The organism is Hyunsoonleella sp. J2K-J805 (genome assembly GCF_057167125.1).
Map to the genome: position 1 here is coordinate 2748593 of NZ_CM169901.1, position 14537 is coordinate 2763129.

The following is a 14537-nucleotide window of genomic DNA, read 5'->3' on the forward strand; positions in this document are numbered from 1 at the left end:
GAGGGTTTTCTGAAAATAAAATGCTATTTTAACCTATATAAAATCTTTTTAACCAACCAATCCTCATGAAAAAGTTTACTTTATATCTCGTTGTGCTATTCAACGTACTCTTCATCTTTTCTCAGCAAAATCAAGCTCCGAAAAGAATTTCGATTGCTAACCCTTCTCAATTTACTCTTCAAAAAATTCAGAAAGCTGGTATAGATTTAGGCTGTGGTCCAAGATTTATAAATAATAGACTAGAACTAGAGTTAAGTTATGCTGAAATACAAGAACTACAGAAAAACGGTATTAATTATCAAATTGTAATCGACGATTTAACAACCTATTACAGTAACAGAAATGCGTTTGATTTACCCGTTGCGAAAAATCAATTAAGAAGCTTAAAAAATAAACCAAAGAAACAGTTAAATGGTGTTTCAATTACTCAAAAAAGTTTGAGTTTACAAAACGTTTCAGTGGGAAACCCTACACAACATGATGAGTGTAGCGAAATTAATTGGCCTGTGCCTTCAAACTTTCAATTGGGAAGTATGGGAGGATGCTTAACCGTTAGCGAAACCTTAGCACAACTAGATTTGATGCGTAGTTTATACCCAAACCTTATTTCTGTTAAAACCGATGCTTCACCAACAGGACAAACCACACATGGTAATACCACAGGTGGTACTACATGGCCTGGGCAAACAGTATATTACGTAAGAATTTCTGATAATCCAGATATAGATGAAGCCTCAGAACCAGAAACGTTAATTACTGGGATGATTCATGCCCGTGAGGTTAATAGTTTGATGAACATTATGTACTTTATGTGGTATATTTTGGAGAACTATAATAGCGACCCATTTATAAAGAATATTGTAGACAACCAAGAGTTATATTTTATTCCAATTATAAATCCGGATGGATTACGATGGAATGAAGTTATTGCACCTAACGGTGGTGGATTGCAAAGAAAAAACTTAAGACCTGGTGTAGCTGATAATGGTTCAACAAATACATCTAATAATGTAAGAGGTATTGATTTAAATAGAAACTTCAACTACTATTGGGGGATAGATAATTCAGGATCATCCCCAACACAAAGCAGTAATATTTACAGAGGAGCATCTGCGGGATCGGAACCTGAAACCCAGATTGTTCAAGATTTTGTGGTGCAACATGATTTTAAAGTTGGTGTAAATCATCATTCTGGATTAAACTCAATTGTTACGTCTTCCTATAACGGTAGTCTTACCGCCTCAGATTCTGGTCGTGAAGATGAATATGCTAAGATCTGCCACGACTTAACGCATTATAATAGATATATTTATGGTTCGGCACCTAATACATTAACTGCTGCAAATGGCGATGCTAATGATTGGATGCTTGGTGGTCCTGCAGTTACATCCGGAGGTCAGACAAGTTCTGGTTCAGGTAAAGATATATTAGCCTTTGCGCCGGAAAATGGTGATGATTTTTGGCCATTACCATCTCAAATAACACCTATTGCTCAAAGTGCAATGCGTATGAATTTCCTTTCTGTGCTATATTCTGGGAAATTTGCAAAATTACATGATTTAAACCTTAGTGCTATTACTTCAACATCTGGAAATTTAACTTTTGGGGTAGAATATTTAGGTAAAACATATGATGATATTACTTTAACAGTTACACCAGTTTCTTCTAATATTACTTCTATTACTTCACCGTCTGCGCAAACAGGATGGAGTAAATTAGAACAGAGAAACTTAACAGTACCTTATACATTAGATGCTGGTATTCAACCTAATGATGAAATTGAATTTCAGGTAACTTTAAGCAATAATGATTTTGTACTTTATCAAGCTAATTATGTTAAATATTATCAAGCAAATGTGTTATTTGTTGATAATCCTGATGCTACTGGAACATCTAATTGGACTACTTCAGGTGGCAGTTGGGGTACCACATCAGACGCTTATTCTGGTTCGGCAGCAATAACAGATTCGCCATCTGGATCGTATTCTGATAATACAAATAAAACAATTACCCTTAACTCCACTATCGATTTATCAGGTACTTCTCAAGCGTTAGTTCAATATTATGCGAAATGGGATTTAGAGCGTAATTATGATTTAGTGCAAATTGAGGCAAGTACAAATGGAGGAGGTAGTTGGACTGCACTTTGCGGAAACTATAATAAACCTGCTGCTGGATTTGATACAAATTTCCATTTAAATAAAAATACTTCAGCTTTTAGAAACCATCAATCCACTAATGGAGATATAGTTTATGATGGGGATACCATGGATAAGTGGGTGATGGAAGAAATCTATATTGATGCCACTGAAAACACCTTTTTACTTGGGCAGAGCAATGTGCAAATTCGTTTTAGATTGAAAAGTGACAGCTTAAATAGAGAAGATGATTTAACTACAACTTTTGATGGCTTTACTTTTGATGATTTTAGGGTAATTAGTATTCAAACACCTTGTGTGTTATCTGTTCCAACAGCTCTTGCAGCAAACAATGTTACGGAATCGGGCGCTGCAATTACTTGGGATAATATTGCTTCTGCAACTTATGATTTAAGGTATCGTGAGGTTGGAACTCAAAACTGGACTGATGTTAACGGACTGTCTACTCCAAATTATGACATTACAGGGTTAGCTAATGTAACGGATTATGAAGCTCAAGTTAGGGCGAACTGTGGCACAAATAGTTCAGCGTATTCTAGCTCAGTTACATTTACAACTCTAGATGTTCAGTTAAATTATTGTGCTTCTGCAAGTACAAACGTAAACGATGAATATATAAGCAGAGTACAATTGAATACTCTTGATAATACTTCTGGAGCTCAGTTTTATTCAGATTTTACAAATATTTCCACATCATTGGAAAAAGGTGCGCAGTATACTATTACGGTAACACCAACTTGGACAGGACAAGTATATACTGAAGCCTATTCGGTTTGGATAGATTACAATAGAGATGGCGATTTTGAAGATGCAGGAGAACAAGTATTTACACAAAGTCCAACCAATGCAACAAGTGTAAGCGGTAGTTTTACTGTACCAACAAGTGCTTTAGAAAATTCTACAAGAATGCGAGTTTCTATGCAATATAATGCTATACCAACATCTTGTCAAACATTTCAGTACGGTGAAGTTGAAGATTACACTATCATAATCGAAAGTGCTGGACCGGATGTAACACCTCCAGTTATTACATTAAACGGTACGACTCCAGTAAGCGTTACACTTGGTGGTACTTACACCGAAGAAGGAGCTACTGCAACAGATAATATTGATGGTGATATTTCAGCAAATATTGTTGTTGGTGGTGATACAGTAAATACTAGTACTTTAGGAAGTTATGTGGTAACATACAACGTAAGTGATGCTGCAGGAAATACTGCTACACAAGTAACAAGAACCGTAAATGTAGTGGAAGCAATTCCTGGGTGCTCTGGAGGTATTACAGCATACCCTTATGCTGAAGGTTTTGAAGGCTCTATTGGACAGTGGACGCAAGCTTCAGGAGATGATTTAGATTGGTTAGTAAACTCAAATAACACCCCTTCTAATAATACGGGGCCTTCTGGGGCTGTAGAAGGTAGCAGTTATATTTATGTTGAAGCTTCAGGAAATGGAACTGGATATCCTGATAAGAGAGCGATTATCAACTCCCCTTGTTTTGATTTATCTAATGCAAGTGCTGCGGATTTCAGCTTTCAATATCACATGTTTGGAGCTGCTGATATGGGAACCATTGATTTAGAAGTTAGCAATGATGATGGAGTAACTTGGACAAGTATTTGGAGTCAGTCTGGAAATCAGGGCAACTCTTGGTTAACGGTTAATATAGATTTAAGTGCTTATTCTGGAAGCAGTATTCAATTGCGCTTTAACAGGTTTGTTGGAAGCACATGGCAAGCTGATATAGCTATAGATGATATTAATTTAACTACAATCGAAACTGATACCACAGCTCCAGTAATTACATTAGTGGGTGCTTCGCCCATAGACTTGAATGTTGGAGACTCTTATACAGAACAAGGTGCAACGGCTTCGGATAATATCGATGGTGATATTTCCGCGAACATCGTTATTGGCGGTGATGTTGTGGATACCAATACAGCGGGAACCTATGTGGTAACATACAACGTAAGTGACGCTGCAGGAAACCCTGCTACTGAAGTAACAAGAACGGTGAACGTTATTCCTGATACCACAGCTCCAGTAATTACATTAATTGGTGCTTCGTCTATAGACTTGAATCTTGGTGATACTTATACAGAACAAGGCGCAACGGCTTCGGATAATATCGATGGTGATATTTCGGCGAACATTGTTATCGGAGGTGATGTTGTGGATACCAATACAGCGGGAACCTATGTGGTAACATACAACGTAAGTGATGCGGCAGGAAACCCTGCTACTGAAGTGACAAGAACGGTGAATATTATTCCTGACACCACCGCTCCTGTCATTACCTTAGTAGGAGCTTCTCCGATAGACTTGAATCTTGGAGATATTTATACAGAACAGGGTGCAACAGCTACTGATAATATTGATGGTGATATTTCAGCGAACATCGTTATTGGCGGTGATGTTGTGGATACCAATACTGGAGGAACGTATGTTGTAACTTATAATGTAAGTGATGCGGCAGGAAACCCTGCTACCGAGGTAACCAGAACGGTGAATGTTATTCCTGACACTACAACTCCTGTCATTACCTTAGTAGGAGCTTCTCCGATAGACTTGAATCTTGGTGATACTTATACAGAACAAGGTGCAACGGCTTCGGATAATATCGATGGTGATATTTCCGCGAACATCGTTATTGGCGGTGATGTTGTGGATACCAATACAGCGGGAACCTATGTGGTAACATACAACTTAAGTGATGCTGCAGGAAACCCTGCTACTGAAGTAACAAGAACGGTGAACGTTATTCCTGATACCACAGCTCCAGTAATTACATTAATTGGCGCTTCGTCTATAGACTTGAATCTTGGTGATACTTATACAGAACAAGGAGCTACGGCTTCGGACAATATCGATGGTGATATTTCGGCGAACATAGTTATCGGAGGTGATGTCGTGGACACTAATACAGCGGGAACCTATGTGGTAACATACAACGTAAGTGATGCCGCAGGAAACCCTGCTACTGAAGTGGCAAGAACGGTGAATGTTATTCCTGACACTACCGCTCCTGTCATTATCTTAGTAGGAGCTTCTCCGATAGACTTGAATCTTGGTGATACTTATATAGAACAAGGTGCAACGGCTTCGGATAATATCGATGGTGATATTTCGGCGAACATTGTTATCGGAGGTGATGTTGTGGATACCAATACAGCGGGAAACTATGTGGTAACCTATAATGTAAGTGATGCGGCAGGGAACCCTGCTACTGAAGTGACAAGAACGGTGAATGTTATTCCTGATACCACTGCTCCAGTTATCACTTTAATTGGATCTGCTTCCATTAGTTTAAATGTTGGTGATACTTATGTTGAACAAGGTGCAACTGCTGCCGATAACCTGGATGGAGATCTAACATCAAGCATTGTTATTACCGATAATGTGAACACCTCAGCTGCAGGTACATATTTTGTTGATTATAATGTTTCTGATGCTTCTGGAAATATTGCAAATACAGTAATTAGAACAGTAAATGTCGTTGCAGATACTGTTGCTCCAACTATTGCGCTAGTAGGATCAGCAACAATTAATCTTAATGTTGGAGACACATACAATGAACAAGGCGCAACAGCAACAGATAACATTGATGGTGATATTTCAGCTAACATTGTAATTGGTGGGGATATCGTTGATACAAATACAGCGGGTTCTTATATGGTAACTTATAATATAAGTGATTCCGCTGGAAATGCTGCTACTCAATTAACGCGAACCATTGTTGTTTCACCAATAAACAATGGGTGTTCTGGAGGTATTGCTGCCTTCCCTTATGCCGAAGGTTTTGAAAACACTTTGGGAGGATGGACACAGTCTTCTTCTGATGATTTAGATTGGCTTATTAATAGTAACACTACGCCATCAAATAACACTGGACCTTCTGGTGCAACTCAAGGTAGCTTCTACCTCTATATTGAAGCCTCTGTAAATGGTACAGGTTATCCCAACAAAAGAGCAATACTTACTTCTCCTTGTTTTGATTTAACTGCGTTATCAGAAGCAACATTCAGTTTTAAATATCATATGTTTGGTGCAGCTGATATGGGTACCATGGATTTAGAAATTAGCGATGATGAAGGTGCGACATGGGTAAGCATATGGAATGAAAGTGGAAACAAAGGTAATTCTTGGCAAACTGCCAATATCAATTTGTCGACTTATGTTGGCAGTGGTATTCAATTAAGATTTAATAGATTTGTGGGTAGCACTTGGCAAGCAGATATTGCTATAGATGATATTAGTTTAATTGATGAGGAATTGGTAATTGAAAGTTGTGCGGGTGGTTTATCGAGTTATCCATATGCTCAAAGTTTTGAGAACACAATAGGAGACTGGACACAATCCTTGGCGGATGATCTTAATTGGACAGTTGATGCCAATGGTACACCATCTAATAATACAGGGCCTTCAAGTGCGATAGCTGGAAACTTCTATATCTTTGTGGAAGCCTCTGGAAATGGTACAGGTTTCCCCAATAAACAAGCTATTATCAATTCACCATGTTATGATTTAACTTTAGTGTCCTCCGCAAACTTTAGTTTTAATTATCACATGTTCGGCTCAAATGATATGGGAACAATTAGTTTAGAAGCGAGTGTGGATAATGGTATAACTTGGGCTTCCTTGTGGAGTGAGACAGGAAATAAAGGCAGCTCTTGGCAATCTACCAATATAGATCTTACTGCTTATGCGGGCAGTAGTGTTCAATTACGATTTAACCGAATTACGGGTGGTACTTGGCAAGCCGATATAGCAATAGATAATATTAACTTAACTGTTGGATCTGCTGCAGCCAAGGAGGATATAAAAGATAAATCAGGAAATATCAATAGTCTTACCATTTACCCTAACCCTGTGCAGAACATATTACATCTTAAAACAGAAAAAACAGGCGAGGTGTCTTATAGAATAGTAAATGCATTAGGTCAGATAGTTCAGGAAGGGAAAACTGGAAATAGAGTGCTTGTGGATCGATTGGAATCTGGGGTATATTTTATTCATGTCACTCAAGAGAAAGATAAAATGATGAAACGCTTTGTAAAAGAATAATTAATAGCAAAATAGAATTATAAAACGTCCAAATTTTTACAATTTGGACGTTTTTTATACACGAATAATTTCATCATCGGTAAGTAGGTCATCGCCTCTTAATCTCAAGAAAATTTGAGCAACGGCAATAGTGTCTTTTTCACAATAATCGATGATTCTATCAATATTGCCTTCTTCATAGTAAACGGCGTAAACCTCACTACCATCTATATCATCTTTTGGAGAAGGAATGCCTAAGACATTGGTTAAAAGTTTTAACGAAGTGTAGGTTTTATAGTCGCCAAATTTCCACAACTCCAAAGTGTCTAGATGTGGCACTTCCCAAGGCTTTTTTCCGAAGAGATTTAATTTATAAGGCAATTCAATATTATGGATTATCATACGACGAGCGATATAGGGAAAGTCAAATTCCTTACCATTATGAGCACATAATAAATGCTTTATTTGACTAAAATGGGTGATGATAAGGTTTTTAAAATCTTTTAAAATGGTAATTTCATCACCGTAAAATGATGTAACGCGAAACATTCGCCGCTGGCCTTGGAAATTAAAATAGCCCACAGAAATACAAATAATTTTCCCAAATTCTGCCCAAATCCCTGCTCTATCATAGAATTCCTCAGGCGTGTATTCATCTTTTCTTTGATATTGCGTTTTATGCTCCCAAAGGGATTGTCTAGTGTCGTCTAATTCAGAAAAATTTTGAAACTCAGGTACGGTCTCTATATCAAGAAATAGTATGTTTTCTAAGTCTAATTTTTTAATCATTTTTATTTATAATTTCAATGGCTTTTTCCAAAACTTCGTCCCTTTCTTCTTTAATACCTTTAATAGTCGGTTTTATCTCAATATCTGGTATAATACCAACCCGTTGGGTTTCGGTACCGTCTGGATAATATACGCCAATTCCTGAAATCCTAGTCATCAAACCACCAGGTAAATAAAATCGAGCAACGTTTCCATCGGCTCCGGCAGTGGTGCTACCAACAATAGTTGTGTTGTCACCAGCCCTAAAAGCCATAGCTGTATATTCTGATTGACTTTGAGAATCCTCATTAATCAAAACCACTAATTTACCTTTGTAGGTTTCGTCTGATTTTGGAATTTCATCGCCTTGTTTTAAAATGAATTCCCCAGGGTTATTTATATTTCCATAGGTGAATTTAGCAAATTGTGTATTTTCAGAAACAAAATAAGGGCCTAATAAAAAAGGCGCAAAGGTTGACGGGTAATTACGGATATCGATAATAATACCTTTGGTGTCTTTAAGAGTTTCTCTTATTACTGGAATATCTTCTTTTTTAATGAATTCCAAAGTGATGTATCCAATGTTTCCGTCTAGTATTTTATAACATTTACCTCCTTCCCATTTGTACCAGTCTAAGTTCAAATCACCTTTTTCGTAAAGCGGTAAACGGTGCTGTTTATTTTGATTATTTGAGATATAATTTATGTTGATTTCTTTTTTATTCGAACGCAAAAGATCTCTGGAAATATCTCTTAGTTTTGATGTTTTATTTGATGCGGGGTAATACGGACTGATGCTATCTACTATCGATGCTATGGGTTTTCCGTTGATGTGGGTAATAATATCCCCTGCTTTAACTTTTGATGTGTCTTTAAATTCAGGATTGTAATAATCGGTTACCACAAATTTATTTTCTATAAATTGTAATTTAAAAGGCGAATAGTATTGGCCCCTTTTTCGGACTACTTTATCGTTTCCTCCCCAAAGGATGGCATGTGTATCGTTTATTTCCCCTATTAATCTTGTAGCAACTAACTCGTATTCCAATTCGTTTTTTGCTTTAATAAATTTTGGAATGTACTCCTTTAAAACCGTATCCCAGTCTTTATCGGTTAGATATTTGTACGGAAAGAAATACTGCATCAAATTCCAATATCTGTAAAGCGACAGCAATCTGAAACCACTATCAGGATAAGTCATTAAAGGATATGCATCTTCATTTATGAATTTGATACGGTCATTTTTATCAATGCCAATATAAAAACCATTTCCTTGATGCCTGTTTTTATAAATGTGGTTTAGTTTATTTTTTAAGCCATCACTTATACCAAAAGTATTTATCCAATCATGATCTGGTTTTAAAAAAGCGTTTTCAGTGGTGTCTTTGCAAGTTTTACACGGTTCAATTTTCCCTAAACCGTCTATCCAATCAGCCAATAACAAATCTCTTTCAGCATTGGTTACTACATTTTGATATTTAGGTAAAATTCGGAACAATTCGTAATCCCAATTATAATTTCCTTTAGCAATTTCTGGATGATGGTATTTTAAAAAGCCCCAAACTTTGCCCAACAAGTCTAAATTTGTAATGTGTTTGTCATCGAGTCTTGGGAATGTAATATTCGAGCCCAAATCGAATGCTTTATCGAGGTCTGCTTTTAAAATGGGTTTTTCAATTTCTTTTAAGGTTTGAACGTTTTTGCCATCAATAGTTAAAACAAAATCATCAAACCACGCTTCGCCTTTGCCTACTAAAATACCAGCAACAAAAATAGTTTTTGCATCATTGGGATACGAAAGTGTGATTTTATATTTCTGCCAATCTTTTGTGCCATTTATATTTTGGTTTTTCATATTATCGAAGCCCAAAATTTCCTCTTTACCATTAATTCTTAAAAGCAAACCCGCAAATCCACCTTCCACATCTTTAATCTTCATATACCCTTCGAGCTGAATGGATTCCCCCAAGTAGTTTGCTGGAATAGCATAGGCTATACTGCCAAAGGAATCTGCTTTTTCTCCTGAACTGATTTTACCTGAAAATTTTCCAGAATGCACTTGTAACGTATCGGCTTCTAAATTATAGTTGCCCCATTTAAACCATTTATAAGGAAAACTCAATAGTCGGTCATACTCTTCAAAACCTAAATTGAATTTGTTATGGTCTTCATTTTGCCCAAATGATTGAAGGCTTAGTGATATGATTAGGAATAGAAAAATTTTACTCATGATGATTGATGTTATTTCAATCAAAGAAATCTAATTATGTTTTCTTACAACGCTATTATTTGTTAAATAACAAAATATTAAGATTTAGAATTCATCATTTTATAAGCCTCTTTAATATAAACAGATATATCATCTGTAAAAGTAGCAACAACATCTTCAGCCCCTTTTTTATGCCCTAATCTTACAATAATAACATTATTATTAGGTTCAACAATCACATACTGACCCAAGTGCCCGCGCATCATAAAAAAATCTTTTTTGCCTAAAGATTTTAGCCACCAGCCATAGCCATAAACACTTCCATCTGGGTACACGGGTTTTAATGATTTTGCAACAAAAGCAGAGTCCAAAATCTGTTTACCATTCCACTTTCCATGGTCTTTATATAGCTTTCCAAAACGCGCAAAATCCTTAGCGTTACTTGCAATACAACAATAAGCCTTTACCAAATCATGTACCTCACTATCCACTTGCCAAAGTGTTGGGTTTTCACAACCCAAGGGCTTCCAAAAGCTTTCGGTTAAATAATCGTATAGCTTTTTACCAGTTGCTTTTTCAATAACCATAGCCAGCATTTGTGTATCGCCACTGGAGTATTTAAAGCTTTTACCGGGTTCTTTTTCCATTTTTAACCCCAACATCACTTTTTCTAAATTGTCATCAAAATAGGCTCGCGTTACAATGGAAAAAGGCGAATAATAACGTTCGTCCCAAGAAGTTCCCGATGCCATGGAAGACAAATGGCCAACGGTCATTTTAGCCGCCAATCCTTCACTAAATGTTGGTAAAAAATCACTAACGTGTTGATCTAAACTCTTTATATAACCTTGTTCAATAGCTTTACCCATAAGTCCAGATACATAACTTTTTGCCATAGAAAAGGAGTTAGATTGAGAGTTTTCATTATAACCATCATAATACTGTTCAAACCAAATACTATCATTTTTAATAATCACATAGGCCACAGTGCCGTTACTTTTATTAATACTATCCAACACACTTGTTGGACTTACAGAATTATAATCTTTATGATTAGGCCAAGGTTGCGGTGTAGCGTTTTCAATAACCCTGTTATCAAAATATTTATAATCTTCTAGATAAGCTGTAGTATGCCCTTTTAAATAAATTGTTCGTACAGCTTTAATCAGGTAATCAGTATCGGTAATGTAAAGCACAATGATTAACAACCCGAAAAGGATAATTAACCACTTAAAAAATTTTCTTAAGAATCGCATAACTAGTTTTTGAAGATGCAACTAAAGATATGAAAATTCTTATTGCTATTTAGGTTTGGTTTTTTGTTTGCGCTTTTCTTTGTAAAAGGCTTTATCAGCAACATAAATGGTTTTACTTAATTCCGCAATAACAGTACCCGCTTTTGTTACAATATTTGGTGTTTTAATGATATCGATTTCCCCTTTTTGCGAGACATCTCTTTTTATGCTTGCAATATCTTGTTTTGAAAAGACAAACTCGCAAAACACTGCTTCTTTTGCGGGTCTTCGGTATTTTATAGTTGCGGCTTTATCCCAAACCACATAATTATCCCCAAGAATATTTAAGAGCTGAATCATATAAATCGGGTCGGTGGACGAAAGCATACTACCCCCAAAAATTGTCCCCACGTAATTTCTGTTCTTCCAGCTTAAAGGAATTTTAATTTTTACAAAATGCAAGTCATCTGAAACTTCAATAATTTTAGCCGTAGTTCTCCGATACATAGGCGACCAATTGAAGCCGTATTTATAGATTTGGGCATCTGTAAAAAAACGCTTTGCAATTTTGGATAGTGTTTTATACATCTAAAAAAGGGATTGTTGTTTGTATGGACTTTCATGCTCCAATAACCATTGTTTTCGGTGCAAACCTCCAGCATAACCTGTTAATGAGCCATCACTTCCTATTACGCGGTGACATGGTACAATAATCCACAGCGGGTTTTTACCATTAGCATTGGCAACTGCTCTTATAGCCTTTTCGTCGCCTAATTGTCTAGAAAGTTCTAAATAAGATATGGTTTTTCCAAAAGGGATTTGTTCCAATTGTTTCCAAACTTTTTTTTGAAAATCAGTTCCAATCGGGTTTAATTTTAAATCAAATTGTTTTCTGGAACCCTCAAAATACTCATTGAGTTGTATGGTGCATTCTTCCAAGACAACAGGAATAACATCAGTAGTTTTTTCTTCGGAATTTAAGATAGAAACAGAAGAAATACCATCTGCATCACCAACAATTTTCGCGAAACCCAAGGGCGAATTTATGATACATTCTTCCATTTAATTTTTTTTTGAAGATACAAAATATAGAAAAATATGATGTTTTTTTGATGACGTTTTGAAGATGTACCGATGTATGTAAAAACAAACAAGATATATCATGAAAACATTGAAAATTTTACCTCTTCTATTTTTATCCGTAGCACTTGTTTTATCTGGTTGTTCTAGTAACGATGATAATGTGTCAGAAGAGGAATTTAGTCTTATTGAAATTGCTGGCCCTTGGTCTGGAACATTTAGTGGTGATGACTCTGGAACCTATGCCGTAGTTGTAAGTACAGATGGTAGAGTTACTGGTACCGCCTTCTCAAACGATTTGCAACAAAACTTAGCACTTAATGGTACAATTGATGATGATGGAAATTTGGATGCCGTAGTTGGTTCAGCAGCAAACGGCGCATCATTTACTGGAAAATTTAGAGCAACTACTTCTTCGGGAACTTGGAGAAACCCCAATTTAAATTTAAATGGTACTTGGGAGGGTACTAAAGACCAATAACTATTGGTTATTAATTTTAGTTTATTTCTGCAGCAAGGGTCTGCAGAACTTCATTGTAGATCCTTCTGTTTATAAGAGATAAAAGATTCTAATGTCTTATATTATTCTTCAATAATACCAAGTTTTTTAGCACGTGCTTCCCAACTTTTTCTAGCCAAATGTTGCAAATCTGAAACATTATCGCTCTCATCCATAATTTCCATTCCAAGGAGGGTTTCAATTACGTCCTCCATAGTTACAAGTCCACTTACTGAACCATATTCATCAACAACCAATGCCATGTGATTCCTGCTTTCTACCAGTTTTTCAAACAATGTAGGAATGGGTAGGCCACGATTAACAACAATAATATCTCGCTTTAATTCAGAGAGCTTTTTTGAGCCTTTATCTAAAGCCATTTCCTTAAAAATTTCATCTTTCAATACTAATCCAGTAATATTATCTTGGTCTTTTGAGTATACTGGAATTCTTGAAAAACGGATGTTTAAATTTCTTTTAAAAAAATCCTCAACAGTTGTTGTTTCATCCTCTGTTTTCATCACCGTCCTTGGTGTCATTACATCTTTGGCAAAAACTTCTTTGAAAGTGAGAAGGTTTTTTATAATCTTACTTTCGTTTTCTTGAAACACGCCTTCTTCATGTGCAATATCTGTCATAGCCATAAATCCTTCGCGGCTCAAAACGCTGCCATGGCCTTTTCCCCCAATAAGTTTTGTAGTGAGTTGCAGTAACCATAAAATCCCTGTCCATTTTAATGGAAAAATTAAAACGTTTAGTGCTTTTGCTGTAAAATTGGCCAGTTGCTTCCAGAATGTGGCACCAATAGTTTTTGGAATAATTTCTGAGGCCACAAGAATTAAAATAGTCATAACCGTTGATACTACTGCAACCATAACATCTTCGGTAAATTCAAAACCAAGAATACTACGCTTGGTGCTACCATAAAGCTCCACATAAGCCACTTTAGCTTGTACACCAACCAAAATTGCCCCCACAGTGTGTGCAATAGTATTTAAAGTTAGAATAGCAATTAAAGGACGATCCACATCCTTTTTTAATTCTTCTAATTCCAATGCGTAAACCTTGCCGTCTTTCTTTTTTACATTGATAAATGTTGGTGTAATACTAAGTAAAACAGCCTCTAAAATAGAACATAAAAATGAAAAGAAAATAGAAATGACGGCGTAAAAAATGAGTAAGCCCATTAATGTATTGAAGTTTAATTAATGCGAAGTTACAAAATAGTAGGGTTAAAATAACAGTCAAATAAAATTGATGATTTTAAGATATTAGATATTTAACGACATTACTCATTTTAACCTTGTTCTTTTTGTTAAAGACCCAAACAAAGAGCAAAGCAATTTATAAAACTCAGAAGATCAAGAATACTATTACGAAAACAATTGTAAATGCTATAAACAAAGAGAAAGTTTTAATGTGAATCTAAAAATTGAAAGTTGAAATAATCTTTATCTTATAATGAATTATTAATAATAAAATAATTTAGAAAGAAACTAAATTGCTGTACAGTATGTGTTAATATTCTGAGTATATTCGGCTAA

The 14537-nt window shown here is 35.9% G+C and carries 8 protein-coding genes; 2 read left to right on the forward strand and 6 right to left on the reverse strand.

Annotated features, from left to right (window positions below):
• Positions 1 to 65: 65 nt before the first annotated feature.
• Positions 66 to 7223 carry an immunoglobulin-like domain-containing protein gene (locus tag AC1B0Z_RS12255; RefSeq protein WP_483792333.1) on the forward strand — a complete coding sequence of 2386 codons (7158 nt, stop codon included), beginning with the start codon at positions 66 to 68 and terminating at the stop codon, positions 7221 to 7223.
• A 54-nt stretch (positions 7224 to 7277) separates the two neighbouring features.
• On the opposite strand, the gene AC1B0Z_RS12260 is transcribed toward AC1B0Z_RS12255, so the two are convergent.
• The 5 genes from AC1B0Z_RS12260 to AC1B0Z_RS12280 all read right to left on the reverse strand — a co-directional run bounded on the left by AC1B0Z_RS12260 (position 7278) and on the right by AC1B0Z_RS12280 (position 12476).
• Positions 7278 to 7991: a 3'-5' exonuclease gene (locus tag AC1B0Z_RS12260; protein WP_483792334.1), complete on the reverse strand. Its 714-nt coding sequence runs from the start codon at positions 7989 to 7991 to the stop codon at positions 7278 to 7280.
• Entirely contained in the window at positions 7984 to 10200 is a 2217-nt protein-coding gene (locus tag AC1B0Z_RS12265) for a S41 family peptidase (RefSeq protein ID WP_483792335.1), read from the reverse strand. Before AC1B0Z_RS12265 ends, AC1B0Z_RS12260 begins: the two co-directional genes overlap by 8 nt.
• A gap of 77 nt (positions 10201 to 10277) precedes the next feature.
• A complete protein-coding gene (locus AC1B0Z_RS12270) occupies positions 10278 to 11435 on the reverse strand; it encodes a serine hydrolase domain-containing protein (protein ID WP_483792336.1) in 1158 nt (385 codons plus the stop codon).
• A gap of 45 nt (positions 11436 to 11480) precedes the next feature.
• Positions 11481 to 12002: a DUF4442 domain-containing protein gene (locus AC1B0Z_RS12275; protein ID WP_483792337.1), complete on the reverse strand. Its 522-nt coding sequence runs from the start codon at positions 12000 to 12002 to the stop codon at positions 11481 to 11483.
• Entirely contained in the window at positions 12003 to 12476 is a 474-nt protein-coding gene (locus AC1B0Z_RS12280) for a methylated-DNA--[protein]-cysteine S-methyltransferase (RefSeq protein WP_483792338.1), read from the reverse strand. It lies immediately after the preceding gene.
• Between the two features lie 100 nt (positions 12477 to 12576).
• On the opposite strand from AC1B0Z_RS12280, the gene AC1B0Z_RS12285 reads away from it, so the two are divergent.
• On the forward strand, positions 12577 to 12975 hold the full coding sequence (locus tag AC1B0Z_RS12285) for a hypothetical protein (RefSeq protein ID WP_483792339.1): 399 nt from the start codon (positions 12577 to 12579) through the stop codon (positions 12973 to 12975).
• Between the two features lie 101 nt (positions 12976 to 13076).
• Here AC1B0Z_RS12285 and AC1B0Z_RS12290 read toward each other — a convergent pair whose 3' ends face one another.
• Positions 13077 to 14180 carry a CNNM domain-containing protein gene (locus AC1B0Z_RS12290; RefSeq protein ID WP_483792340.1) on the reverse strand — a complete coding sequence of 368 codons (1104 nt, stop codon included), beginning with the start codon at positions 14178 to 14180 and terminating at the stop codon, positions 13077 to 13079.
• Positions 14181 to 14537: the final 357 nt, after the last annotated feature.